We start from the raw sequence: 23,691 nt of genomic DNA on the forward strand, positions 1-23,691 counted from the left end.
ACCTGTTTTGTGCATAAGTCAGCGCTGATAGACCGTTTTTGTGCTTGACAAACGGCTGCGAACCCACTTTCGGGCAGGTCCGGCGCCATCGCCGGCCCGCCTCGAAGTGACGGTTTCAACCGCGCAGCGCGCGCGACTGGGCGTGCACCGCCTGCACCAGCGCCGCCACATGCTCCGGAGGCGTGAACTGGCTGATGCCATGGCCCAGGTTGAAGATGTGGGTCGGGCCCTTGGCGTTGCGGTCGGCATGGGGCTTGCCGAAGGCGTTCAGCACCTTCGCCACCTCGGCCTCGATCTGCGCGGGCGGCGCGAACAGCACGTTGGGGTCGATGTTGCCCTGCAGCGCCTTGGCCTTGCCGTCGGTGCCTTCAGCGATCTGCCTGCGCGCGGTGGCGAGGTTCACGGTCCAGTCGACGCCGAGCACTTCGCAGTCGAGCTCGCGCATGGCGTCGAGCCACAGGCCACCGCCCTTGGTGAACACGATGCGCGGCACGGGCTGGCCGTCGGCGCCGGTGCGTTTGAGGCCGGCCAGCACGCGGGCTGTGTAGGCGAGGCTGAATTCCTGGAACGCGCCGTCGGCCAGCACGCCGCCCCAGCTGTCGAACACCATCACGGCCTGCGCGCCGGCGTCGATCTGGGCGTTGAGGTACGTGGCCACCGAGTCGGCATTCACGGCCAGCAGGCGGTGCATGAGGTCGGGGCGTCCGTAGAGCATGCTCTTCACGAGGCGGTAGTCGCTGGAACCCGCGCCTTCCACCATGTAGCAGGCCAGCGTCCACGGGCTGCCCGAGAAGCCGATCAGCGGCACGCGGCCGTCCAGCGCCTTGCGGATCGAGGCCACGGCATCGAACACGTAGCGCAGCTTGTCCATGTCGGGCACTTCGAGCGCGGCGACGGCCGCCTCGTCGCGCACCGGGTGCGCGAAGCGCGGGCCCTCGCCGGCCTCGAACGACAGGCCCAGGCCCATCGCGTCGGGCACCGTCAGGATGTCGGAGAACAGGATGGCCGCGTCCAGCGGGTAGCGCGCCAGCGGCTGCAGCGTGACCTCGGTGGCGTAGTCGGTGTTGGTCGCCAGCCCCATGAAGCTGCCCGCCTTGGCGCGCGTGGCGACGTACTCCGGCAGGTAGCGGCCGGCCTGGCGCATGAGCCAGACGGGTGTGTGGTCGGTGGCCTGGCGCCAGCAGGCTCGCAGGAAGGTGTCGTTTTGCAGGGGGGCGAAAGGCATTCCGCGATTGTCGCAGGGGTGTGTCCCGGCTCCCCGCAGCCCGGCCTATCGCCTATCGATGCGCTCAGACCACCGGCACGCGCCGCGCATCGGCCGGGTCCACGTTGCGCCGGTACAGCAGCAGCGTCGCAATCAGCCCGCACACCGCGGCGGCCGTCATCCACAGCCCCGGCGCGCCCTTGTCGCCGGTCATCTCGATCAGCCCTGTCGCGATCGCCGGCGTGAAGCCGCCGAACAGCGCCGTCGCCAGGCTGTATGCGAGCGAGAAGCCGGCGGTGCGCACGTTCACCGGCATCACCTCGGTGAGCGCCACGACCATCGCGCCGTTGTAGCTTGCGTAGAGGAACGACAGCCACAGCTCGACCTCGAGCATGCGTACAAAACTCGGCGCGCCGACCAGCCACTTGAGCGACGGGTACGCGGTCAGGATGGTCAGCACCGTGAACAGGATCAGCAGCGGCTTGCGGCCCACGCGGTCCGACAGCGAGCCCATGATCGGCAGCCAGATGAAGTTGGAAATGGCCACGCACAGCGTGACGATCAGCGCGTCGGTCGTGCTCAGGTGCAGCACGGCCTTGCCGAAGGTGGGCGTGTAGACGGTGATCAGGTAGAACGACACGGTGGTCATCGACACCAGCATCATCCCGGCGAGCACGAGGCCCCAGTTGGCGATCATCGACTGGAAGATCTCGCGCGCGTCGGGCCGGTGCTTGCGCGCCATGAACTCCTCGGTCTCCTGCAGCGAGCGGCGGATGATGAACAGCGCCGGCACGATCAGGCAGCCCACGAAGAACGGAATGCGCCAGTAGAAGTCGCCGATCTCCTGCGGCGTGAAGGTCACGTTGAGCCAGTAGCCGAGCGCAGCCGCCACGACGATGGCCACCTGTTGGCTGGCCGACTGCCAGCTCACGTAGAAGCCCTTGCGGCCCGGCGTGGCCATTTCCGACAGGTACACCGACACGCCGCCCAACTCCACGCCGGCCGAGAAGCCCTGCAGCAGCCGGCCGACCAGCACCAGCAGCGGCGCGACGAGGCCGATGGTGGCGTAGGAAGGTACGCAGGCGATCAGCAGGGTGCCGACGGCCATCAGCGCGAGCGTGACGATCAGGCCCTGGCGGCGGCCGACGCGGTCGACGTACGCGCCGAGAAAGATCGCGCCCAGCGGCCGCATCAGGAAGCCCGCGCCGAAGGTCATGAACGTGAGCATCAGCGAGGCGAACTCGTTGCCCGCGGGGAAGAACGCCTTCGAGATCTGCGTGGCGTAGAAGCCGAACAGGAAGAAGTCGAACATCTCCATGAAGTTGCCGCCGGTCACGCGCAGGACAGTGGCGAACTTGGAGGAAGAGGCGGAGGAGGCGTGGGCGGCCGTGCCCGGTTGCGCGGCGGTGGGCGCAGGATTCATCTGGTTGTCCCCTTGGGCGATATTGGCGATGTGCTCGCCCGAGGGTAGGTGGGCTTCCCGACCGCTGGCTGACTGTGCGAGTCAGGTAGCTGTCACTGGCAGCGTCACGCGCGAGGCCCGGGCCCCGAGGACGAGGACGCTCCATGTCACATCTGCGCGGCCGAGCATGTCCTCGCGCTGGCCTAGAAACCGGCGCCGCAGACCGTGCGCTTCGGCAAGCTCGCAGGTCTCCTGAGCCGACACCTCGAACATCCGCCGGCCCGCGGGCACGGGGCCATGGCGCAGCGACATTGCAATCTGCCCGCCGTCGGCCACCAGTCCGGCAAGGGCCGCCATCGCGGCGCGACGTTCCGCGTCGTCGAGGTGCATCCAGACGGCGGTCAGCAGGATCAGGTCGTATCGCTCGCCGAGCGCCCGGGTGCGATGCAGGCCGGGCAGGTGGTCGTCGACCCACTCGATGGGCAGCGCGGCGTGGCGGCGCAGGCCTTCGGCGCGGAGTTCGGCGGTCGGTTCCACGGCCACGACCCGGTGGCCCAGCGCGGCCAGCGCCGCCGCGTCGCGCCCGGCGCCGGCGCCGATGTCGAGCACGCGGGCCGGCGGCGGGGGAAAGAGATGCAGCACCTCGCGGTGTACGTCGGCGAAGTGCAGGCTTTCGTACTGGGTGGCCAGCGCCGCGGCGTTGGCTCCGTATCCGGCGGTGCCCGGGACTTGCGTCATCCGGGTCGGGCTCAGGTCTTGTACTTGATCGAGCAGCCGTAGGGCCGCGTGCTGGCGGCCGAGATCGGCTTGCCGCCGAAGGCCTCGCCCAGTGCCTGGTTCACGTAGTTGGTCGCGGTCTTGATGTCGTCCGCCCGCGCCGAGGCGATGCTGTCGATGCCGCCCGCATACACCAGCGTGCCCTTGGGGTCGATGATGAAGATGTGCGGCGTGGTGCGCGCGCCGTAGACCTGGCCGATGACGCCGTCCTCGTCCATCAGCACGGCGGTGGGCGCGGCCTTCTGCGACTTCATCCAGGCGTCGAGCGCCTCGGGCTTGAGGTAGTCGGTGGCGGCGCGCTCGGTGGAATTGATGGCCAACCACACCACGCCCTTGTCGGTCGCGGCCTTCTGGGTGGCGGGCATGTTGCCGCTGCCGTAATGCTTGCGCACGAAGGGGCAGCCGGGGTTGGTCCATTCGAGCACCACGAACTTGCCCGCGAAATCGGACAGCTTGTGCTTGGCGCCGCTGGTGTCGACGGCGATGAAATCGGGCGCCTGCTGGCCCACCGCGGGCGCGGCGGCGGCATTGGTACCCATCAGGAAGGTGGCGCCGAGCGCCACGGCGGCGGCAACGACCGCACGGCGGGAGGCCCGGCTCAGTGCGGCGCGGGCATGGCGCGCGGCACGGCGGGAGCGCGAGTCTGTGGATGGCGAAAGAGACATGGCCAGCTTGAACTCCAGAACAAAATTCCAAACAACAACTGCAGCTTAGAACGGTTTCTTCAAGTGCGTGTGACAACCCATGTCACGCTGGTGGTCAAAGTGCGGCGAGGGCGGCGCGGACTTCGTCCTTGCCCAATATCTCGGTCAGCACGACGGGCGGCTTGCCCGGCGCCTGCAGCACGTACACCGGCACGCCGCTGCGGCCCAGCGCGGTGAGCGCGGCGGTGATGGCGGGGTCGCGCCGAGTCCAGTCGGCGCGCAGCATGGCGACCTTCTTCGCATCGAAGTCGGCCAGCACCGCGGCATCGGAGAGCGTGCTCTTCTTGTTGTACTGGCAGGTCACGCACCACGCAGCGGTGAAGTCGATGAACACCGGCTGGCCGGCGCCCGACAGCTCGGACACCCGCTCGGCGGACCAGGGCTGCCAGCGCTGGCCGGCGGTGCCGGATGCCGCCGCCAGCCTGGCCGGCTCCACCACCTGCAGCACATTGCGGCCGATGGTGGCGGTCAGCACGGCCGTGAAGCCGATCAGCACGGTGGCGATCACGACCCGCGTGCGCCCGCGCAGCGTGAGCGCCCAGACGATGGCGGCCAGGCACACCAGCAGCGCGAGCAGCGTGCCGGCGCCGTCGATGCCGCTTTGCTGGCCCAGCACCCACACCAGCCAGGCCACGGTGGCGAACATCGGAAAGGCGAGCAGGCGGCGCAGCGTGCCCATCCACGGGCCGGGCTTCGGCAGCAGGTACGCCACGGCGGGCACGAAGCCGGCCACGAGGTACGGCAGCGCCAGCCCGAAGCCCAGCGCCGCGAACAGCAGCAGCGCCTGGCCGGCCGGCAGGCCGATGGCGAAACCCAGCGACACGCCCATGAACGGCGCGGTGCAGGGCGAGGCGATGACCACGGCGAGCACGCCCGAGAGAAAGTCGTTGGCCAGCGGGTGCTTGGCCTGCGCGCTGCACACCGACGAGGGCGCGGCGCGGCCGAACTCGAACACGCCCACGAGGTTGAGCCCGATCAGTGTGAACAGCGCCGCCAGCGCAGCGACCACGCCCGGCGACTGCAGCTGGAAGCCCCAGCCCAGCCCGGCGCCGGCCGCGCGCAGCGCGAGCATGCCGCCGCCCAGCGCGAGGAAGGACAGCATCACGCCGCCCGTGTAGGCCAGCCCGGCCTTGCGGTGCGCGCTGGCGTTGCCCGCCTGCCGCGCGAAGCCCAGTACCTTGATCGCGAGGATCGGGAACACGCAGGGCATGAGGTTGAGCAGCAGGCCGCCGATCAGCGCGCCCAGCAGCGCGGCCATGAAGGTGGTCGAGGAGGGCGCCGGAGCATCGCCGGCCGGGGCTGTTGCCTTGGCTGCATTGGCGGTGAGCGCAGCCTGCAGCGCCGGCGACACCTCGGCGCGCGGCGCAGTGCCTGCCGGCCAGGCGCCCGTGACCGGCGCTTCGGCGCGCCAGGCCACCGGCTGGCCGGCTTGCCGGTCGGACTCGGCCAGCGCCACCACCACCGGCATCACCGTGGGGCTCGCGCTGCGCTGATCGGCCAGCGGCAGCGTCGCCGTCCAGGTGCCGCCCTGCCAGGATTGGGTCCAGTCCTTGCCGGAGACGGCCGCGGTGCGGATCACCTCGGGGGTCTCGGGGAAGAAGCCCAGCGTCTTGCCCTGCACGGCGGCGGGCAGGCCTTCGAGGCGCACTTTCAGGTTGTGGCCATCGACCTCGATGGTGCCGGCCTTGGCCAGCGGCTGCGGCTGGGCCGCCAGTGCGGCGTCGAACTCGGCCTTGTGCAGCGCGGTCGAGCCCTGCAGCGGCAGGGGCAGCGTGAACGTGCCTTCTTCGGGGATGCATTCCTTGCGGCAGACCAGCCAGGAAGCCTTGAGCCGGATGTCCATGGCCGGCGTGCCGCCGCCCAGCGCCACCGGCGGCTTGTAGAGCGTCGACACCTCCAGCGGCACCGGCAGCAGCACGGTGTTTTCGTAGCCGTAGTTGGCGAGGTTGCCGACCGGGATCTTCGTCGGCACCGGCCAGGCGATCTCGCCGGTGGACACGCCGGCCGGCAGCGTCCACGCCATCTCGGTGGGAAGGCCCGAATCGCCGGCGTTCTTCCAGTAGGTGTGCCACTCGGGCTGGTGCGTGATCTGCAGGCCGACCCAGACCGGGGCGCCGGGCGCCACGCCGTCGGGGGCGTGGGCGATCAGTTCGGCGCGCACGTGGGGGGTGGTCACCACGGCGCCTGGCTTGGAAGCCAATTGCGCCGCAGCCGGCATGCTGGCTGCGGTGATTGCTATCAGAAGCGTAGCGAAATGGATGCGCGAAAAGATCATGCCGTCAGTCGGAGCATTCAATGGAGGCGAAGTTCCGGGCCGTTTCAGGCCGCCGCAGGGGCCCAGCCCAGCACCACGCGGCGGCTGTTGGCGCTCTTCTTCTCGATCTTGGTGACCATCACCGCCCCGATCTCGGAAGTGTTTGCAACATGCGTGCCGCCACAGGGCTGGAAGTCGATCTGGGCATCGCCGTCGCCGCCGATGCGGATGGTGCGCACCGTGCCCGTGCCGCGCGGCGGCTGCACGCTCATGCTCTTGACCAGCGCGGGGTTGGCGTCGAGTTCCTCGTCGGTGATGGCGCCCACGGCCAGCGGATGGGCCGCTTCGACCAGTTTCGCGAGCCCGGCGGTCAGCGCTTCCTTGTCCAGCGGATCGGTCATGTGGAAGTCGATGCGCGCGTATTCGGGCGTGATGGAGCAGCCGTTCACCGGCACCGGCACGAGGTGGCACAGCAGGTGGGAGGCGGTGTGGAAGCGCATCAGGCGATGGCGGCGCTCCCAGTCGAGGCGGGCGGTCACGGTGTCGCCGGGCTTCAGCGCGGCCAGCAGGTCGGCTTGTTCCGGGGCGGGCACGTGCACGAATTCATTCGTCGGCTGGCCTTCTTCGTTCCTGGCCTTGCGGGTGTCGGCAATGACCAGTTCGCGCCCGTCGGCCAGCGCCAGCACGCCGGTGTCGCCGGCCTGTCCGCCGCCCAGCGGATAGAACACCGTGCGGTCCAGCACGATGCCGGTTTCGTCGATACGCAGGACGCGGGCGTCGCAGGTGCGCAGGTAGGCGTCGGCTCGGAACAGGTCGTCGGTCATCCGGCGATGGTAGCGGCGATGCGCAAATGAGGTGCGCCCACGCCAGAAAGCGCCCGTGGCCGACAACCCCGGGGCTGCCCGGCTGGGGATCATCCGGTGCATGCGGCACCCGGCCGCGCAAGGAACACGCATGACAGCACCGCAGCAAGCATCCGCACTGGCCCTGGCCGCCGCGCTGCTGCTCGTCGCCGGCTGCGGCGAGACCGCCAAGCTGGCCCCGGAGCTCACGACCGGCCCTCGCCCGCAACTGGCCCAGCCGAACAAGACCCTGATTCCCACCGTCAACGTCGCGACCGCCGTCGGCTGGACCGACACCGCCTCGCCCATCCCCGCCGAAGGCCTGCAGGTGACGGCGCTGGCACGCGGCCTCGACCATCCGCGCTGGGTCTATACCCTGCCCAACGGCGACATCCTCGTGGCCGAGAGCAACAAGCCGCCCAAGCCGGGCGGCAGCAGCGACGGCGGCAGCGGCGTGGTCGCGAAGGTGCGCAACTGGGTCATGGGCAAGCTCATGGCCCGCGCCGGCGCGGGCGTGCCCAGCGCCAACCGCATCACCCTGCTGCGCGACGCCGACGGCGACGGCCTCGCCGAGGTGAAGCAGGTGTTCATGACCAACCTGATGTCGCCGTACGGCATGGCGCTGGTCGGCAACGAACTCTTCATCGCCAATGCCGACGCGTTGGTGAAGGTGCCGTATACCGAGGGCCAGACCTCCATCCGCGCCAACCCGACGCTGGTGACGCAGCTGCCCGCCGGCATCAACCACCACTGGACCAAGAACGTCATCGCCAATGCCGACGGCAGCAAGCTCTATGTGACGGTCGGCTCCAACAGCAACATCGGCGAGAACGGCCTCGCGGCTGAAGAGGGCCGTGCCGCCATCTGGGAAGTCGACACGAAGAGCGGCGAGAAGCGCCTGTTCGCGAGCGGCCTGCGCAACCCCAACGGCATGGGCTGGGACCCGGACACGAAGGCGCTGTGGACCGTGGTGAACGAGCGCGACGAGATCGGCAGCGACCTCGTGCCCGACTACCTCACCTCGGTGAAGGACGGCGCCTTCTACGGCTGGCCCTGGAGCTACTACGGCGGCATCGTCGACGCCCGCGTCACGCCGCAGAACCCCGAGATGACGGCCAAGGCCATCGCGCCCGACTACGCGCTGGGCGCGCACGTCGCGCCGCTCGGCATGGCCTTCTCGCGGCCGGGCGGCATGCCCGACCAGTTCGCCAACGGCGTCTTCATCGGCGAGCATGGCTCGTGGAACCGCAAGCCCAAGTCGGGCTACAAGGTGGTGTTCGTGCCCTTCATCGGAGGCAAGCCCAGCGGGCCGCCGGTCGATGTGCTGACCGGCTTCCTGACCGCCGACGAAAAGGCGCAGGGCCGGCCGGTGGGCGTGGCGCTCGACAAGGGCGGGGCACTGCTGGTGGCCGACGATGTCGGCAACGCCGTGTGGCGGGTGTCGAGGGCGAAGTAGCTTTCTTCAGCGCTGCGGTCGGGCGATGCGGTAGAGCCTGTGCCGGCGCAGTGCGTGTCCTTCGGGCACCAGCGGATGGTCGAAGGCGCCGGCCACGTCTTCCTTCATGCCGATGCGCTCCATCACCGCGCTCGAGCGGGTGTTGTTCCAGGCGGTGAAGGCGACGATCTCGTCCAGCCCGATCCGCTCGAAGCCGACCTGCAGCGCAGCGCGTGCGGCCTCGCTCGCGAAACCCTGGCCCCACCAGCCGCGCCCGAATCGCCAGCCGATCTCGACGCACGGCGAGAACGCAAGCGTGACCGCCGGTGAGTTCAGGCCGGTGAAGCCCATGAACCCGCCGGACGCCTTGTGCTCCACCGCCCACAAGCCCCAGCCGTTTTCCGCGAAGCGCGCGCGGATGCGATCGGCCAGCGCATCGCTGTCGGCGCGCGTGGGCAGCGGCAGCAGGAACTCCATCACCTGCGGGTCGCAAGCCAGCGCGAAGAAGGGCGCCAGATCGCTCTCGCGCCACTGGCGCAAGCGCAGGCGCGGAGTGTCGAATTCGATGGGGTCGGCGGTCATGCACCCATTGTGTCGCACGGTATATATGTCACGACGTGATATATTTCGGCCATTCCGGCATCTCCCCTCGCCATGGCTTCCACCCCCCGCAAGCTCGCCAAGAAAGACTTCGAGGCGCTTTCCCAGTTCCGCTACCAGATGCGCCGCTTCGAGCGCTTCTCCGAGCGCGCCGCGCAGGCCGAGGGCCTCACGCCGCAGCAATACCTGGTGCTGCTGCACATCAAGGGCGTGCCCGGCCGCGACTGGGCCTCGGTGGGCGAGATCGCCGAACGCTTGCAGCTGCAGCCGCACGGCGCGGTTGCGCTCGTCACGCGCTGCGAAGCGCTCGGACTGGTGCAGCGCCGGCCCAGCGAAACGGACCGCCGGCAGGTCGAGGTGCACCTGCTCGCCGAGGGCGAGAAGCTGCTGCTGCGGCTGGCCGAGCTCCACCGCGCGGAACTGCGCTCGCTCAAGGGCGTGTTCGACGTGCCGCAAATCGATCTTCCGGAAATTCCATGAGCTCCAAAGCCAACTCCCATCCGCCGCGCGGCGACTTCGCGCTCAACACGCGCCTCATGCGCATCACCGTCATGGCGGCCGTCATCGGCGCCGTCAGCACCGTGGCCGCGCGCGTGCTGCTCGACCTGATCCGCTTCTTCACCAACCTGTTCTTCTTCCAGACTTTCTCGCTGGCCGACCGTTCGCCGGCCACGCACACGCTGGGCGCCTGGGTCATCGTGGTGCCGGTGATAGGCGGTCTGATCGTCGGCCTGGTCGCGCGCTACGGTTCCGACAAGATCCGCGGCCACGGCATTCCCGAGGCCATCGAGGCGATCCTGTTTGGCAAGAGCAAGATGTCGCCGAAGGTCGCGCTGCTCAAGCCGCTGTCCTCGGGCATCGTGATCGGCAGCGGCGGCCCGTTCGGCGCCGAAGGGCCGATCATCATGACCGGGGGCGCCATCGGCTCGCTGATCGCGCAGCACTTTCATCTCACGGCGGCCGAGCGCAAGGCGCTGCTGGTGGCGGGCGCCACGGCCGGCATGACGGCCGTGTTCGGCACGCCCGTGGCGGCGGTGCTGCTGGCCGTCGAACTGCTGCTGTTCGAGTTGCGCCCGCGCAGCCTGCTGCCGGTGGCCGTGGCCTGCGCGGTGGCGGGCTTCGCGCGGCCGTTGCTGATGGACGCCGGCCCGCTGTTCCCGCTGCAGACGGCCGTGCCCGGCCCGCTCGCCATGCTGTCGTGCGTGATCGCCGGCGTGCTGTGCGGCGCGCTGTCGGCGTCGTTGTCGATCTCGCTCTACAAGGTGGAAGACTGGTTCGGCAAGCTGCCGCTGCACTGGATGTGGTGGCCCGCCATCGGCGGCCTCGCGGTCGGCATCGGCGGCTGGCTGCAGCCGCGTGCGCTGGGCGTGGGCTACGACGTGATCGGGGACCTGCTGCACAACCACCTCGCGCTCGGCGTGGTGATCGCGCTGCTGGCGGTGAAGGCCGTCATCTGGGTCATCTCGCTAGGCTCGGGCACCTCGGGTGGCGTGCTGGCGCCGCTGCTGATGATGGGCGCCGGCCTGGGCGTGGTGCTCTCGCACATCCTGCCGGGCAACGACCCGATGCTGTGGCCGCTGGTCTGCATGGCGGCCACGCTGGGCGGCGTGATGCGTGCGCCGCTCACCGCCACCATCTTCGCCTTCGGGCTCACGCACGACAGCAATGCGCTGCTGCCGCTGCTGACCACCTCTGCCGTGGCCTACGGCTTCACGGTGCTCACGATGCGCCGCTCGATCCTCACCGAGAAAATCGCGCGCCGCGGCTATCACATTTACCGCGAGTACGGCATCGATCCGCTGGAGCGGCATTCGGTCGAGGAGGTGATGACGCGCGAGGTGCGCAGCATCGACGCGGCCATGCCGGTGGCGCAGGCGCTGTTCAGCTACTTCGGCGAAGGGCAGGCGCACCGTGCGTTCCCCGTGCTGCGCAACGGCGCGGTGATCGGCGTGGCCGACCGCGCGATGCTGGCCGCGCGCGGTACGTGCGACCCGATCGCGACCGTGGGCGATGCCTGCGCCGACGCGCCGCTGTACTTCGCGCTGCCTGGCGAGAACTGTCGCGCCGTCGCGACCCGGCTCGCGCGCCACCGGCTCGAACGGCTGCCGGTGGTGAAGGACGCGCAATCGCTCGCGCTGGCCGGCATCGTGGCGCGCAGCGACCTCATCAAGCCTTCGCTCGCGCACTTCGACGAGGAAGAAAAGCGCGAGCGCATGCGCGGTCTGCCGTGGCAGTCCACGTAGCTCAGAACCCGGCCAGCACGACTTTCCCTTGCGCCTTGCCGCTCTCGATGAGCGCATGCGCCTTCTTCAGGTTCGCCGCATTGATGGTGCCGAAGCTCGCATTGGCGGTGGTGCGGACGCGGCCCGCGTCGACCAGCGCCGCAACCTCCGCCAGCAGCGCGCCTTGCTCGGCGACGTCCGGCGTCTCGAAGCGCGAGCGCGCGAACATCATTTCCCAGTGCAGCGAGATGCACTTGGTCTTCAGCGGCATCGCATCGAGCATCTTCATGTCGTCGATCACCGCGATCTGGCCCTGGGGCTTGAGGCTCTCGATGATCTGCGCGTAGTGCTGCTCGGTCTGCGTGAGGCTGGCGACCATGTCGACTTCGCCGATGCCGGCCGCCTTGAGCTCGGCCGCGAGCGGCTTCGAGTGGTCGATGACGGTGTGCGCGCCGAGCGCCAGGCACCATTCGCGCGTTTCGGCGCGCGAAGCGGTGGCGACGACGCGCAGCTTCGTGAGCTGGCGCGCGAGCTGGATCAGGATCGAGCCCACGCCGCCCGCGCCGCCGGTGATCAGCAGCGTCTGGCCTCCGCCGCCGCCCTTGGGCACCCGCAGGCGGTCGAACAGCAGTTCATACGCGGTGATGGTGGTCAGCGGCAGCGCGGCGGCCTGCGAGTCGTCGAGGGTCTTCGGCGCGATCGCCGCGATGCGCTCGTCCACCGCATGCAGTTCGGCGTTGGCACCCGGGCGGACGATCGAGCCCGCGTAGTAGACGCGGTCGCCCACCTTGAAGTTCTTCACGCCGCTGCCGATGGCCTCGACCGTGCCCACGGCATCCCAGCCCAGCACCTTGGCCTGGCCGGCCTCGGGTGCGGCGTTCTTGCGGACCTTGGTGTCCACGGGGTTGACCGACACCGCCTTCACGCGCACCAGCAGGTCCCGCGGGCCGGCCACGGGGGCGGGCAACTCGATGTCCTGCAGCGATTCGAGGTTGTCGATGGGAAGGGGCTGGTAGTAGCCGACGGCTTTCATGGGGAGGAACCTTTCAGTGACGATGCCTGAACTGTAGGATTGCAAGGAAGGTTTGATAAGGCGGCTTGAGTCAGCAACACTTTCAAATGAAGATTGAAAATCTCTCCGACCTGCAGGTACTGGTGCAGACAGCGCGCGGCGGCACGCTCACGGCGGCGGCGCATGCGCTGGGCATCACGCCCGCGGCCGCCAGCGCCACGCTCAAGCGGCTGGAGGCACAGCTCGGCGCGCGCCTGTTCGAGCGCTCCACGCGCGCCATGCGCCTCACGCCGCAGGGCCAGACGCTGCTCGACTACGCGGTGCGCGCCTTCGAGCTGCTGGACGAGGGCGAGTCGCTCGTCACGGCCGACCGCGGCGATCTGGTCGGCACCTTGCGGGTGGCTTCGCCCTCGGACCTCACGCGCAGCACGCTGCTGCCGTGGTTCGACGAATTCCTGGCGCTGCATCCCGGCGTGCAGCTCTCGCTGTCGGTCGGCGACCGTCCGCTGGACGTGATGCGCGACGAGGTCGATGTGGCGTTGCGCTACGGTGCGCTGGCCGATTCGCGCCTGGTGGCGCGGCCCTTCGCGCTGACCAACCCGGTGCTCACGGCGTCACCGGGCTACCTGCGCCGCCATCCCGCGCCGAAGGTGCCGCAAGACCTGGTGCACCACAACTGCCTGATCTTCAACCGCTCGGGGCGCCGCCACCGCGTCTGGCGCTTCGCGCAGAACGGCCAGTGGACCGAAGTGCGCGTGAACGGCAACCGCAGCGTGGACGACGCCTCGCTCGCGCGCGAATGGACGGTGGCGGGCTACGGCGTGTCGCTCAAGTCCGCGCTCGACGTGCGCAACGACATCCGCGAAGGCCGCCTCGTGCGCCTGCTGCCCGACTGGGAGACGGAGCCCTACCCGCTGCATGCGCTGCTGCCGAGCGGGCGCTTCGTGCCCGCGCGCGTGCGGGCGTTCGTCGATTTCCTGGCGCTGAAGTTCGAGGCGTTGCAGGCTGTTGCCTGAGTAAAGAGGCTGCTCCGGATCGGCTCCCTCTCCCTCCTGGAGAGGGTTGGGGTGAGGGCGGCGGCGCTTGAAACCGCGCCTTCAGATCATCGGCGTCACCGCGCCGTCCATCGCCACGATGGCGCCCGTCACGTAGCTCGCCTTCGGTGACGCGAGGAAGACCACCGTGTTGGCGATTTCCTCGGGCGTCGCGATGCGCCCCAGCGGCAGGCGTGCCTTGGCGCGCGCAAGCGCCTCATCGGTGCCGATGCCCTGCAGCTTCGCGTCGGCCTTCATGCCTTCCTGCAGCCGTTCGGTCAGCGTGAGCCCCGGGTTCACCGCGTTCACGCGCACGCCCTTGGCGGCATAGGCCGCGGCCATGCCGGCACTCACCAGCATCAGCGCTGCATTGGCCGCGCCGCCGGCCATGTGCACCGGGCTCGCGACCTTGCCGCCCTGGCCGATCACGTTGACGATGGCGCCGCGGCCGCGCTGGCCCATGCGCTTCACCACAGGGTCGATCATGTGGATGTAGGTGAAGTATTTCGCGTCCATCGCGTCGTGCCACGACGCGGCCGTCAGTTCGTCGGGCGGGGTGCGGCGCGCGGCGCCGGCCGAGTTGACGAGCACGTCGACCGCACCGAACACCTGCTCGGCCGCGTCGAGCGCGGCCACGGCGCCGGCCGGGTCCTTGAGGTCGGCCGCATGCACCGAGATCCGGCCTTCGGCCTGCGCGAAGGCATCCACCAGCATCCTGCGGCCCTGTTCCAGATTGGCGAGATCGCGCGACACGAGGCTCACGCGTGCGCCTTCGCGCAGGAAGCCCAGCGCGCACGCCAGGCCGATGCCCTTGCTGCCGCCGGTGACGAGAACGTGCTGGTCCTGGAGCTGGAGATCCATGAAAGAGTCCTTGATGGAGAGTGGAGTGTGGCGGTGATTGAAGCACCGCCGCGAAACCCCTGCACGGATGCGGCCGTATGCCGCCGTGCCCCGTCCGGCGTCAGTGCCCCGCGGCCGCGCGCTGCAGCGGCTCGGGCTCCAGCGCTCCCGGCGCGGTGTCCGTGGCGTCGCGCAGGTGGCCGTTGTTGTCGTGGTGCACCAGCAGCTGCCGCGCGCGCTGCCAGGCCGACAGCCGCGCCGGCGGCACCTCGATGTAGGAGGCCAGCGCGAACAGCGACGACTGTTCCTGGTCCGGCGGCGTCTCGCGCGTCTGCTGGCGGCGGCGCAGCGGCGCCATCACCAGCATCGAGACCAGGATCACGCCGATCGCGATGGCATAGAAACCGAGCAGCTGCATCACCTCGGGCTGCGAGCGCGCGCCGAGCACATAGGGCCATGCGTACCAGATCGCGCAGAGCCAGACGCCGAGGGTGACCGCCGGGCGCAGCACGCGCAGCCACAGATACATGGCCAGCGTGCGCAGTGGCGAGCGGCCCGTGCCGAAGGCGCGCAGCGGGATTCGTGCAGCGTCGATGATCGGCTCGTCCACCGCGGGCTGTCCCCAGGAGCGCTGGCGGCTCGGCGGCGGCTTGTCGTCGTGCGTCTCGTGCAGGCGGCTTTGGGCATGGGTCTCAGGGCGCATCGGAAACTCCTCGGTCGGGGCTCGTCCACACCGCGCGCTTGCCGCGGCGGCGTATCAGAGCATTGGGAAGGGCGATGACGGTGGTCGCCATCGTGATGATCCAGAAGGCGATCGGGTACCAGATCGTTCCGGCGAAATAGCGCATCAGGTCGCGGTCGTAGCGGCGGTCGATCCACAGGCTCAGCAGCATCTGCAGGATGCAGGTCATGGCCAGCAGCGTGCCTTGCCAGTGCGGCAGCAGCGCCGAATGCCAGGACGAGTTCGCCGGCAGCAGCGGCCGCACGAGGCCGATCACCAGCACCGCTGCCATGCAATAGGCCCACACCACGCTGGTCATGTACTCCAGGTAGATCGGCCACATCCGCCAGTGGCGCGGCCGCAGGATGCGCGAGGTGTAGCGCAGCATGGTCTGGATGCCGCCGACGGCCCAGCGCAGGCGCTGTTTCCAGAGGCCGCGCAAGGTCTCGGGCATCAGGATCCAGCACAGCGCGCGCGGCTGGAAGCGCAGCTTCCAGCCGCCGAGCTGGAGCTTCCAGCTCATGTCGATGTCCTCGGTGAGTACGTCGGGGCTCCAGAAGCCGACCTCGATCACGGCGCGGCGCCGGAACATGGCGAGCACGCCCGAGACGGTGAAGAGTGTGCCCACCAGCTGCTGCGAGCGCTTGATGAGCCCGATGATCGAAGAGAACTCGCCCACCTGCATGCGTCCGAGCAGCGTGGTGCGCGTACGGATGCGCGGATTGCCGGTGACCGCGCCGATGCGTTCGGAGCGCAGCATCGGCCGCAGCATCCATGCGATGGCGTCGACGTCCACCAGCGCATCGCCGTCGATGCCCAGGATGTATTCGCCGCGCGCGAGCTGGCAGGCGGTGTTGAGCCCGACCGCCTTGCCCTGGTTGCTGGCGTTGTGGATCACGCGCAGGCGGCTGTATTCCTGCGTCATCTGGTCGAGCAGCTCGCCGGTGCCGTCGGTGCTGCCGTCGTTCACGGCGATGACCTCGTAGTGCGGGTAGCGCGTGCGCATCAGCTGTTCGATCACCTCGCGCAGGTGCGGCGCTTCGTTGAAGCAGGGCACCACCACTGTGACCAGCGGGTGCGAGGGCAGCGAGTCGAGCGGATTGGCGTCGGCGTCGCGCCTGCGCTCGAACACCCATGCATGCGAGAGGCCGCCCGCCATCCACACGTAGGCCATGAAGAAGGGGTAGTAGAAGACGAAGCCGAACAGCAGCGTGGGCAACGAGTGCGCGAGGATCTGGACGGTGGTCATGGCGCGGGCTGTGCAGGGGTCGTCGCGGCGGCCGGGGCACGCAGCGCGCGCGGCAGCAGCGTGCGCACCGAGATCGCGCGGCGCACGGTTTCCAGCGAGGGTTGGTCGTTCAGGAAGTCGTCGGGGTAGTAGCCCAGGTGGCGCACGCCGGCGCGCTGCAGCAGCGTCCATTGGCGGGTGAGCTCGGCGTCGGGCACGGGCTTGCCGGTGTGCCAGTCGCGCGCCTGCAGTTCGAACACGGTGCCGTCGAGGCCGCGCGGCGTGCCGGCCGCGCGTTGCGCGAGCCGCGAGAGCCAGGCATCGCTGTCGGCGTCGGTTCGGGCCTCGCGCTCCATGCGCGGCATCGCCATGAGCCCGACGTAGTCGTAGGCCGCGAGCGAGGCCTCGTAGTTCTGCGCGAACCATTGCTCGGCCTGGGGGTCGAGAACCGGCCGTGCATAAAGGTTGCGCGCGGTTTCCAGCGCGGGCCGCCAGGCGCCCACGCGCGCGGCCAGTTCGTGCGTGAAGTCGATCAGGTAGCGCGTCTTGGCGGCGGTCCAGCGCGCCGTCAGTTCCGGCTTCGCGCGGATCGCGGCCACGTCGGCCGGCAGGCCCCAGCGGGCGTAGGTGGCGAGGGCGGCGGGGCTCGCATCCTCGTCGTCGGACAGCGTCGCGTCGTCGTGGAACAGCAGGCCGCCGAAGAAGGCGTGGCGGCCGAGGTCTTCGTAGATGTCGCCGACCAGCGCGCGCACCGCGGGGTCGAAGGGCGTGAGCCGGTGGTAGCGGCCGGCCGGCATCGCGCCGCCCTGCGCCATCACCGTGTGGGTGGCGAGCGGATTCGAGGCCGGCAGGCGGAAGGCCGTCACCGGCATCCATGCATAGACCTTCACGCCGGCGCGGCTGCGCAGCTGCCAGGCCGCGCGGCTGAACAGGTCGGCGCGCATCGGCAGGTGCCGGTTGGGAAAGTACAGCGCGTCGGCCACGCCGTCGCCGTCGGGGTCGGCGTAGGCCTGCAGGAACACCGAGCGCGGGCGCACGGCGGCCACGCGGTCGATCAGCTTCGAGAGGTTGCGCTCCTGCTGGGCCGGGTCGGGGTCGTACACGTAGTCGAGGTCCACGTGCATCACGCGGTTGACGGGCCAGACCTCGCCGCCTGCGGGGCTGCGCAGCAGCCGGGCGTATTCGGGCGCCTCGTTGTCGTACTCCGCAAGCGCGCGGCGGACGCGCGCGAGCGGAACCGTCGGCGTGTTCGAGCCGTCGTCCAGCGTGAGGGTGATGGGCATGCCCGCGCGCTCGGAGGCTTTGAGCGCTGCCGCGTTGTAGGCGCCATAGGGCCACACCATCGAGCGCACCTTCGCGCCGGTGCGCTTTTCGATGAGTTCGCGGCTGCGGCGCAGGTCGGACTCGATGCGCTGCGTGTAGGCGGCATCGTCCTCGTAGCGCCCGGTCTTGGGGTCGTAGCGGTGCGTGGCAGCGGCCGGCAGCATGTTGCCCTGCGGGTTGGCGAGGATGCCGGTGTGCATGGCGTCGCTGTGGCTCGCGAATTCGACGAGGCCCGAGCGGGCCATCTCGGCGGCCTCGCTCCACAGCAGGAAGTTCTCGCGCGGCGCGGGCTTGTCGCCCCAGTGCACCGGTTGACCCTCGGGCACCTCGAGCCAGCTCGTCACCAGCGCGAACAGCGCCGGGTAGTTGTAGCGCTTGAGCAGCGGGAACACCTTGGTGTAGGCGCTGCGATAGCCGTCGTCGAAGGTCAGCAGCACGGGCTTGGGCGGCAGCGGCTTGCCGCCGGCGCGCGCATCGACGATCTGCTGCAGGCTCACCGGGTGGTGGCCGTTGTACTGCAGCCAGGCCAAGGTCTCGGCGAAGGTGCGCTCGTCCACCGCGGTCGCCTCGGGCGAGGTTTCGAAGCTCGCGCGCACGTTGGCGCGCACGTCGTGGAAGGCGATCACGCGAAAGCTCACGCCGTCGTCGGGGTCGGCGCTCGGCAGGGGCTGCGCAAGGGCCGGCAGCGAAAGCGCCAGCAGCAGCCACGCAAGGACCGCGCGCAGGAAGGTGAAAGGGTTGTTCGTCGTTCGCATCACTGCAGGGGCATCGAGAGGTTCAGGAAAACGCCGCGCTGTAGTTCGCGCACGCCGTCGTAGGGGTGGCTGGCAATGCGCAGGCCGTAGCGCAGCGCGAGCTTGGAACCGAGGTTCCAGCGGTGCTCGTAGCGCAGGCTCCACGTCGGGCCGCTGCCGAAGCCCGCCTGCCGATAGGTGCCCCCGCCGAGTTCGACGACGTGGAAGAACTGTCGGTCGTCGCGCTTCCAGCCAAGCCACTGCGCGCGTGCCGAGAGCTGCGCGCTGCCGTCGCTCGACGGGTTGAAGTAGGGCGCGGTGTCGATGTCGCGGCCGCGGCTCGCGTCGGCGCCGAGCGTCGTTTCGAGCTGGAACGCCGGCGTGCTCACCCAGCGTTCGCGCCAGCCGAGGCCGAGACCGCTGCGCAGGTTGCCGTCGCTGAAGTCGAGCTGCTGCCACTTCAGGTCGAAGCGGCGCGATTCGTTCACCACGTAGCCCACGCTCGCGCCGGCCTCGTGCGCGCCGATGCCGGCCGCGCGCGCTTTCCACGGCAGTTCCCTGCTGTCGCCGTCGTAGGTGGCCGACAGCCGCCAGGCGTCGCTTGCGCGGTAGTCGAGCCGGCCAGCCGCGCTGTTGCGGTAGGGGCCGCCGTTCGCATGCTGCAGCACGCCTTCGGCCAGCCAGCGGCCGCGCTGCCAGCCCAGGCCGAGGCCGCCGCGCGCCCAGTTCGCGCTGCCGAGGTCGGTGGTTCCGCGGCCCAGCGACTGGTCGTAGAACACGCGCCACTGGTCGTCGATGAGGCCCGAGGCGAGCCGGCTGTCGATGCGCCATTCGCGGTTGGCGATGGCCGCGCCGCCGGAGGAGGCTCCGGCGTCCACGTCGAGCCGTGGGCCGACCTGGGTGAGCCGCCTGCGTTCCATGTCGCGCACCTGCTTCGAGTCGGGCAGGTCGGCGGCGAGCGATTCCGCGCGGCGGCGGGCTTCGCCGAATTCACCGGCATCGAGCAGCGCCTCGACATGGCCGGTGCGTGCGCCGACGTCGTAGGGCGCGTCGGTCGCCAGCGCCTCGAAGCGTGCGAGCGCGGCTTCGGGGTGCTCGCGCAGCCGCTCGGTGAGGGCGGCGCCAGAGGCGTAGCCGGCGTTGAACGGCGCTTCGCGCGCCAGGGCCGCGAAGCTTTGCTGCGCGAGCGCCGGCCGGTCGGTGTAGAGCTGCATCAGCCCGCGCATGCCGCTCACCTCGGTGTACTCGCCGTTGGGGCGGCCGGCTTCCGGCGCGAGGTGCAGCAGGGCCGGCGTGGCGGCTTCGAGCCGCTGCAGCAGTGCCTCGGCATCGCTGAAGCGGCCGACGTCTTGATAGGCGTAGACCAGCCCCAGGTGGATGTCGTTGGGCATGGGCAGGTCGGCGCCGCCGCGGGCGATGGCCGTCTCGTAGATCGGCACGGCCTCGGCCGAGCGGCGCTCCTGTGCGAGCGCGCGCGCCGCGGCGCCGAGCCCGTAGGGCGGCAGTTCCGTGCCTGTGGCGCGCACTGTGTCGTAGAGCGCGACGGCGTCGGCCGGGCGGCCGCGTTCGACCAGCGCGAGCAGGCGATCGGACAGCAGCCGCGCGCGCACGGTGCGCCATGCGCCGGCGTCTTCGGGCGCGGCTTTCGAGGCCGCGGCATCGGCTCGTGCCAAGGCGGCTTCCTGGTCGCCGAGCACGCGATCGAGTGCAGTGACGCGCTCCGCGCCAATGCGCTGGTCGCGCGCCTGGATCGCCCATCGCAGCCGCTGCGCCAGCGCCTCCTGCTGCAGGGTGGAAAGCGCCAGCGGCGAAAAGCTGCCCGGCGCGGCGCGCTCCGCTGCCTCGGCGTTGTCGAAGGCGCTCGATGCGGCGCCGCTGCTCGCGAGCAGGAAGTCGGCCTCGCGCCGGATGTCGCCGCGCCCGGGCCGCAGTGCGCCGGCCTCGGTATAGGCGGCGAGCGCCTGCAGCGGATCTTTTTCGGCGCGCGCCAGGGCGGCGCGCAGCTCCAGCAGCGCGACGCGGTCTTCGACCTGCGTGGGCGCCGGCTGCGACAGCGCGCGGTACAGCGCCTGCGCGCCCGCGACGTCGCCGCTGTCGAGGCGCCAGTAGGCCTCGTGGATGCGCGCCTCGCGCGCCCCGGGCTGATGCGCGCGCCAGAGGCCGATGGCCTCACCCTGCAGGGCAAGGTCATGCGTGCGCCGCGCGGCCAGTGCGAGCGGGCCCAGGGCGTAGTCGCTCAGTTTCGACGGCTTGGCCTGGCGGCCCAGCGCGGCGGCTTCGGCAAAACGGCCGTCGGCGGAGGCGATCGCGATCGCATCGGAGGCCACTCGCTGGCGGGCTGCGCCGTCGATCGGCGCGGCGAGCCAGTCCTTCAATTGCTGCAGCGCCTGGGCCGCGGTGATGCGGCCTTCGCGGCGCGCGACGATCAGCGCATCGTGCCGCTGGGCGTCGTAGGCTGATGCACTCCGGTCGACCGCGGGTGCCGCGGTGACCGACGGTCCTGCGAATGCCCCGGACGCGCCGAAGGCCAGCATGCAGACGAGGGACGGAAATTCTCGTGCCGCCTGCGCGAGATGGCGAGGCAACGATCGGGCGGACGCCGATTTGCGTCCGTCCGTGACCGTGCCTCCAGTTTTTTTCTGGATGAACACTCTGCTCCCTTGGAACCACAGCTTTCACGACTAGAGATGCCGCCGCGAAAGCCGAACCACCGATATGTGACAGGTCGGCGGTTCTAGAAAATCAAATCAAGAATCACTCTAGACATAACTGTTAACTAACGCAAACCAAAGTGCCACGAACTGGTTGTATGTGTGAATAGCTTGGCGTTTTTGGCGTCCGCGTCGACCGCCTTGTCCGGACCGAAGCTTTCGAGGCCGGCTCGCCACCAGCCTAAGATTGCGTGATGAATGCTCCTTCGGCCCCTCCGTTGCCCCGTTTCTGGTCCCAGCTCACCACGCGCGATTTCGCGTCGCTCGATGCGGCGACCACCGTCGCGGTGCTGCCGCTGGGCGCGACCGAGCAGCACGGCCCGCACCTGCCGCTGGGCGTGGACACCGTGCTGGCCGACGGCATCGTCGCCGCCTCGCTGCCCCTGCTGCCGGCCGAACTGCCGGTGCTGTTCCTGCCGACCCAGCAGATCGGCCTGAGCCCCGAGCACGCGCGCTTCGCGGGCACGCTCACGCTGTCGGCCGAAACGCTGATCCGCATGTGGAAGGAAATCGGCGCCGGCGTGGCGCGCGCCGGGGTGAAGAAGCTGGTGCTGTTCAACGCCCACGGCGGCCACGTGGGCCCGATGGACATCGTGGCGCGCGAGCTGCGCGCCGAGCATGGGCTCATCGTCTACAGCGTGAGCTGGTTCAACCTGCCGCTGGGCGATGCGGGCGCGCAGTTCAGCGCGCAGGAGCACCGATTCGGCGTGCACGCGGGCGAGATCGAGACCTCGATGATGCTGGCGCTGTCGCCGCAGCTGGTTCGCATGGGCAAGGCACAGGATTTCGACTCCACCTCGCGCCAGCGCGCGGCCGACTACGCGATCCTGGGCAACGGCAAGAGCGCCAAGCTGGGCTGGGCCATCGAGGACTACAACCCGCACGGCGCCGCCGGCAACGCGGCCGCCGCCACGGCGGCGCATGGGCAGGCGGTGGTGGACGAGGCAGCCCGGCAGCTGGCGCTGCTGCTGGAAGAGGTGTCGAGGCTGCCGCTGGACACGGCCAATACGGGGCTGCTGCCGTAGCCTGCCTTTTCCGCCGTGAGTTATTCAGGCTGCGCCGCAGCCAGGGATGGCTCGCCCATTGCAAATTCTCCTCGGGGCGGGGGCGACCAGATGGCCAATTGCCGACACAAATATCGGCGACCGACGGCACGACGATCGATCGAATGAAGGATTGACGCCGGGCCTCAGCAAAGCGTTGTGAATTGCAGCTTGAACCGGCAATAGACCGCGCGAGATATCCCCTCCGAAGATGTTCACATTCGAAATTGCTTTTCACCTCTATCGGCGCAAGCATGGCATTGTCAAGGCACTGGCGGACTATGCCGATCTGCAAGATGCGCCCATGCGGCACGCGCTCAAGCCCACCTCGTCAGAGCCGGTGATCTTGTGGCCGCCCGAGCCCACGGTCTTCGACTTCAACGAACACTTCCTGGAGCTGAGCAATCTGCGCAGCGGCGAAGCGCCGCGTTGGATAGCCTTGGTGATGCGGGCGTTGTTCGCACCGTTTTGCTTGATCATGGGCGTGGGTGCGCTGTGGTTCTTGTGGAATATCGTGTTCGTCGGCGATTCGCGGATGCCCTTTCCGCCGACTTCCTTCGCGGAACTTGGACTGCTCCTTGGCGTGCTGGCGCTGGCAATATTCAGTGTGCCTATGACGGTCATGCTGTGGCGCGAGTTCGCAGGCCAGATATTCACCGCGCGCTGTGCGCGCTACCGCTTCAATCGGACTACTGGCAAGGTCTATGTGCTTCGGCCCGATCGATGGGGCGGCAATGCGATGCTCGACTGGTCGCGTGCACAAGCGCACGTTCATTGGGCGCCGCCTATCGAATCGGCGCAAAACCGACACCATGCTGCGTCGGTCGACGAAACGACTCAGGAACTCCACAAGCAGCTGAATGCATCGCGGCACTTTGGCTGGGAAGTGGATGGCAGCCTGGCCTACTTTGGACTGCTGGATCTGATCATGGGGCTTGGCGTACCACGCTATGACCTGTCCGATGAAGCGCGAAGGAAAAGACGCAGTGCAAGCAGCAATGGTTGCCTGCTGCTGTATTGGCCACCGCTGAATACCGCGGATCCGCAACGCCGTGGGGAGGACCTGATCTGGGTTGGGCCGAGCAATAGCGGCGAGCGCTTTTGGCGCTACCTGCAGACTTTCATGCAGCGGGGCATGGACGCCGTGCCCGCTCCCGAAGTCCCGAATGCATGGATATGCAAGGGCCGCGATCCGGATCGGGTACTCAACTGGCTGGCGGAGTGCCTGTGCTATTGGCCGGTTTTTCCCTCGGAGTGGAAAAGCGACTCGGGCCAGGCACGACGCGAAAGCGGCATCGGGCCCGAGCAACCGCTGAGGTGGAGGGCCAAGTTGCCCTAGCTTCCGATTTCGTCGATCAGCGAGCAAAGTCGATGCAGCTTTTCGATGATCGAAACTGTGGTCGCGATCCTCTTGCAGCGCCGGAAGCTGGCGTTCCAGGCATCCACGAAGTGGCCGATGCGTTGCACGGTTGCTTGAAACCGGCGAACGAGTCACGCCGGTGTTCTTGTCTCTGATCAGCGAGGCGCAGCGCTCGATCTGGTGGGACCGGGAGCGTGTCTGTGAGGCCGGTCTGCGGTCATGCCTATGTCCATCGATGGCTCTTC

At 69.3% G+C, this 23,691-nt stretch carries 20 protein-coding genes; 6 read left to right on the top strand and 14 right to left on the bottom strand.

Annotated elements, in window-relative coordinates; translation table 11 throughout:
- Nucleotides 1-115: 115 nt before the first annotated feature.
- The 6 genes from hemE to PMI12_RS26430 form a co-directional block, all read right to left on the bottom strand.
- Complete coding sequence (gene hemE / locus PMI12_RS26405; protein WP_007838885.1) at nt 116-1,225, bottom strand: uroporphyrinogen decarboxylase; 1,110 nt, start codon at nt 1,223-1,225, stop codon at nt 116-118.
- Nucleotides 1,226-1,289: 64 nt separating this feature from the next.
- A complete protein-coding gene (locus PMI12_RS26410; RefSeq protein WP_007838887.1) occupies nt 1,290-2,627 on the bottom strand; it encodes an MFS transporter in 1,338 nt (445 codons plus the stop codon).
- An 81-nt stretch (nt 2,628-2,708) separates the two neighbouring features.
- Entirely contained in the window at nt 2,709-3,344 is a 636-nt protein-coding gene (locus PMI12_RS26415; RefSeq protein ID WP_007838889.1) for a methyltransferase domain-containing protein, read from the bottom strand.
- A gap of 11 nt (nt 3,345-3,355) precedes the next feature.
- Nucleotides 3,356-4,048 (bottom strand): thioredoxin family protein, encoded by a 693-nt coding sequence (locus tag PMI12_RS26420; protein WP_007838890.1) that lies wholly within the window; start codon nt 4,046-4,048, stop codon nt 3,356-3,358.
- Between the two features lie 94 nt (nt 4,049-4,142).
- Nucleotides 4,143-6,362: a protein-disulfide reductase DsbD family protein gene (locus tag PMI12_RS26425; protein ID WP_007838892.1), complete on the bottom strand. Its 2,220-nt coding sequence runs from the start codon at nt 6,360-6,362 to the stop codon at nt 4,143-4,145.
- A 44-nt stretch (nt 6,363-6,406) separates the two neighbouring features.
- Nucleotides 6,407-7,165 carry an alanyl-tRNA editing protein gene (locus PMI12_RS26430; RefSeq protein ID WP_007838894.1) on the bottom strand — a complete coding sequence of 253 codons (759 nt, stop codon included), beginning with the start codon at nt 7,163-7,165 and terminating at the stop codon, nt 6,407-6,409.
- Nucleotides 7,166-7,295: 130 nt separating this feature from the next.
- Here PMI12_RS26430 and PMI12_RS26435 point away from each other — a divergent pair, with 130 nt between their 5' ends.
- The gene (locus PMI12_RS26435; RefSeq protein ID WP_007838899.1) at nt 7,296-8,639 is read left to right on the top strand and encodes a PQQ-dependent sugar dehydrogenase; all 1,344 of its coding nucleotides are present in this window, start codon (nt 7,296-7,298) and stop codon (nt 8,637-8,639) included.
- A gap of 6 nt (nt 8,640-8,645) precedes the next feature.
- Here the strand turns inward: PMI12_RS26435 and PMI12_RS26440 are convergent, their stop codons facing one another.
- The gene (locus PMI12_RS26440) at nt 8,646-9,200 is read right to left on the bottom strand and encodes a GNAT family N-acetyltransferase (RefSeq protein WP_007838901.1); all 555 of its coding nucleotides are present in this window, start codon (nt 9,198-9,200) and stop codon (nt 8,646-8,648) included.
- Nucleotides 9,201-9,272: 72 nt separating this feature from the next.
- Between PMI12_RS26440 and PMI12_RS26445 the strand changes: the two genes are divergently transcribed.
- Together PMI12_RS26445 and PMI12_RS26450 are read left to right on the top strand one after the other, a co-directional pair.
- On the top strand, nt 9,273-9,698 hold the full coding sequence (locus tag PMI12_RS26445; RefSeq protein ID WP_007838903.1) for a MarR family winged helix-turn-helix transcriptional regulator: 426 nt from the start codon (nt 9,273-9,275) through the stop codon (nt 9,696-9,698).
- Nucleotides 9,695-11,461 carry a chloride channel protein gene (locus tag PMI12_RS26450; protein ID WP_007838905.1) on the top strand — a complete coding sequence of 589 codons (1,767 nt, stop codon included), beginning with the start codon at nt 9,695-9,697 and terminating at the stop codon, nt 11,459-11,461. Before PMI12_RS26445 ends, PMI12_RS26450 begins: the two co-directional genes overlap by 4 nt.
- A gap of 1 nt (nt 11,462) precedes the next feature.
- Here the strand turns inward: PMI12_RS26450 and PMI12_RS26455 are convergent, their stop codons facing one another.
- Entirely contained in the window at nt 11,463-12,473 is a 1,011-nt protein-coding gene (locus PMI12_RS26455; protein WP_007838908.1) for a zinc-binding alcohol dehydrogenase family protein, read from the bottom strand.
- 86 nt (nt 12,474-12,559) lie between these two features.
- On the opposite strand from PMI12_RS26455, the gene PMI12_RS26460 reads away from it, so the two are divergent.
- On the top strand, nt 12,560-13,468 hold the full coding sequence (locus PMI12_RS26460; RefSeq protein ID WP_007838909.1) for a LysR family transcriptional regulator: 909 nt from the start codon (nt 12,560-12,562) through the stop codon (nt 13,466-13,468).
- Nucleotides 13,469-13,549: 81 nt separating this feature from the next.
- Here the strand turns inward: PMI12_RS26460 and PMI12_RS26465 are convergent, their stop codons facing one another.
- From PMI12_RS26465 to pgaA, 5 genes are all read right to left on the bottom strand, one after another.
- Complete coding sequence (locus PMI12_RS26465) at nt 13,550-14,347, bottom strand: SDR family oxidoreductase (RefSeq protein ID WP_007838910.1); 798 nt, start codon at nt 14,345-14,347, stop codon at nt 13,550-13,552.
- Between the two features lie 100 nt (nt 14,348-14,447).
- Entirely contained in the window at nt 14,448-15,029 is a 582-nt protein-coding gene (pgaD, locus tag PMI12_RS26470; protein WP_007838911.1) for a poly-beta-1,6-N-acetyl-D-glucosamine biosynthesis protein PgaD, read from the bottom strand.
- On the bottom strand, nt 15,019-16,296 hold the full coding sequence (gene pgaC / locus PMI12_RS26475; protein WP_007838912.1) for a poly-beta-1,6-N-acetyl-D-glucosamine synthase: 1,278 nt from the start codon (nt 16,294-16,296) through the stop codon (nt 15,019-15,021). Before pgaC ends, pgaD begins: the two co-directional genes overlap by 11 nt.
- Nucleotides 16,293-18,353, bottom strand: a complete 2,061-nt coding sequence (pgaB, locus tag PMI12_RS26480) for a poly-beta-1,6-N-acetyl-D-glucosamine N-deacetylase PgaB (RefSeq protein ID WP_007838913.1) — start codon at nt 18,351-18,353, stop codon at nt 16,293-16,295. Before pgaB ends, pgaC begins: the two co-directional genes overlap by 4 nt.
- On the bottom strand, nt 18,353-20,866 hold the full coding sequence (gene pgaA, locus PMI12_RS26485; protein ID WP_007838914.1) for a poly-beta-1,6 N-acetyl-D-glucosamine export porin PgaA: 2,514 nt from the start codon (nt 20,864-20,866) through the stop codon (nt 18,353-18,355). Before pgaA ends, pgaB begins: the two co-directional genes overlap by 1 nt.
- A gap of 371 nt (nt 20,867-21,237) precedes the next feature.
- On the opposite strand from pgaA, the gene PMI12_RS26490 reads away from it, so the two are divergent.
- Together PMI12_RS26490 and PMI12_RS26495 are read left to right on the top strand one after the other, a co-directional pair.
- Nucleotides 21,238-22,068: a creatininase family protein gene (locus PMI12_RS26490; RefSeq protein ID WP_007838915.1), complete on the top strand. Its 831-nt coding sequence runs from the start codon at nt 21,238-21,240 to the stop codon at nt 22,066-22,068.
- Nucleotides 22,069-22,297: 229 nt separating this feature from the next.
- Nucleotides 22,298-23,425 carry a hypothetical protein gene (locus tag PMI12_RS26495; RefSeq protein ID WP_007838917.1) on the top strand — a complete coding sequence of 376 codons (1,128 nt, stop codon included), beginning with the start codon at nt 22,298-22,300 and terminating at the stop codon, nt 23,423-23,425.
- Here the strand turns inward: PMI12_RS26495 and PMI12_RS29605 are convergent.
- Nucleotides 23,422-23,553, bottom strand: a complete 132-nt coding sequence (locus tag PMI12_RS29605; RefSeq protein ID WP_272943566.1) for a hypothetical protein — start codon at nt 23,551-23,553, stop codon at nt 23,422-23,424. The two genes, PMI12_RS26495 and PMI12_RS29605, sit on opposite strands and share 4 nt — an antisense overlap.
- Nucleotides 23,554-23,691 lie beyond the last annotated feature (138 nt).

Origin of the sequence: Variovorax sp. CF313 (genome assembly GCF_000282635.1) — a bacterium.
Taxonomy (GTDB): Bacteria; Pseudomonadota; Gammaproteobacteria; order Burkholderiales; family Burkholderiaceae_C; genus Variovorax.

Excerpts from the sequence above, each read along its gene's own strand:
- pgaB (WP_007838913.1), bottom strand. The coding sequence starts at position 18,353 with ATGCGAACGACGAACAACCCTTTCACCTTCCTGCGCGCGGTCCTTGCG.
- PMI12_RS26425 (WP_007838892.1), bottom strand. The coding sequence starts at position 6,362 with ATGATCTTTTCGCGCATCCATTTCGCTACGCTTCTGATAGCAATCACC.
- PMI12_RS26420 (WP_007838890.1), bottom strand. The coding sequence starts at position 4,048 with ATGTCTCTTTCGCCATCCACAGACTCGCGCTCCCGCCGTGCCGCGCGC.
- PMI12_RS26450 (WP_007838905.1), top strand. The coding sequence starts at position 9,695 with ATGAGCTCCAAAGCCAACTCCCATCCGCCGCGCGGCGACTTCGCGCTC.
- PMI12_RS26445 (WP_007838903.1), top strand. The coding sequence starts at position 9,273 with ATGGCTTCCACCCCCCGCAAGCTCGCCAAGAAAGACTTCGAGGCGCTT.
- PMI12_RS26435 (WP_007838899.1), top strand. The coding sequence starts at position 7,296 with ATGACAGCACCGCAGCAAGCATCCGCACTGGCCCTGGCCGCCGCGCTG.
- pgaD (WP_007838911.1), bottom strand. The coding sequence starts at position 15,029 with ATGCGCCCTGAGACCCATGCCCAAAGCCGCCTGCACGAGACGCACGAC.
- PMI12_RS26410 (WP_007838887.1), bottom strand. The coding sequence starts at position 2,627 with ATGAATCCTGCGCCCACCGCCGCGCAACCGGGCACGGCCGCCCACGCC.
- PMI12_RS26430 (WP_007838894.1), bottom strand. The coding sequence starts at position 7,165 with ATGACCGACGACCTGTTCCGAGCCGACGCCTACCTGCGCACCTGCGAC.
- PMI12_RS26440 (WP_007838901.1), bottom strand. The coding sequence starts at position 9,200 with ATGACCGCCGACCCCATCGAATTCGACACTCCGCGCCTGCGCTTGCGC.
- PMI12_RS26455 (WP_007838908.1), bottom strand. The coding sequence starts at position 12,473 with ATGAAAGCCGTCGGCTACTACCAGCCCCTTCCCATCGACAACCTCGAA.
- PMI12_RS26490 (WP_007838915.1), top strand. The coding sequence starts at position 21,238 with ATGAATGCTCCTTCGGCCCCTCCGTTGCCCCGTTTCTGGTCCCAGCTC.
- PMI12_RS26415 (WP_007838889.1), bottom strand. The coding sequence starts at position 3,344 with ATGACGCAAGTCCCGGGCACCGCCGGATACGGAGCCAACGCCGCGGCG.
- PMI12_RS26460 (WP_007838909.1), top strand. The coding sequence starts at position 12,560 with ATGAAGATTGAAAATCTCTCCGACCTGCAGGTACTGGTGCAGACAGCG.
- PMI12_RS26495 (WP_007838917.1), top strand. The coding sequence starts at position 22,298 with ATGTTCACATTCGAAATTGCTTTTCACCTCTATCGGCGCAAGCATGGC.
- hemE (WP_007838885.1), bottom strand. The coding sequence starts at position 1,225 with ATGCCTTTCGCCCCCCTGCAAAACGACACCTTCCTGCGAGCCTGCTGG.
- PMI12_RS26465 (WP_007838910.1), bottom strand. The coding sequence starts at position 14,347 with ATGGATCTCCAGCTCCAGGACCAGCACGTTCTCGTCACCGGCGGCAGC.
- pgaA (WP_007838914.1), bottom strand. The coding sequence starts at position 20,866 with ATGCTGGCCTTCGGCGCGTCCGGGGCATTCGCAGGACCGTCGGTCACC.
- pgaC (WP_007838912.1), bottom strand. The coding sequence starts at position 16,296 with ATGACCACCGTCCAGATCCTCGCGCACTCGTTGCCCACGCTGCTGTTC.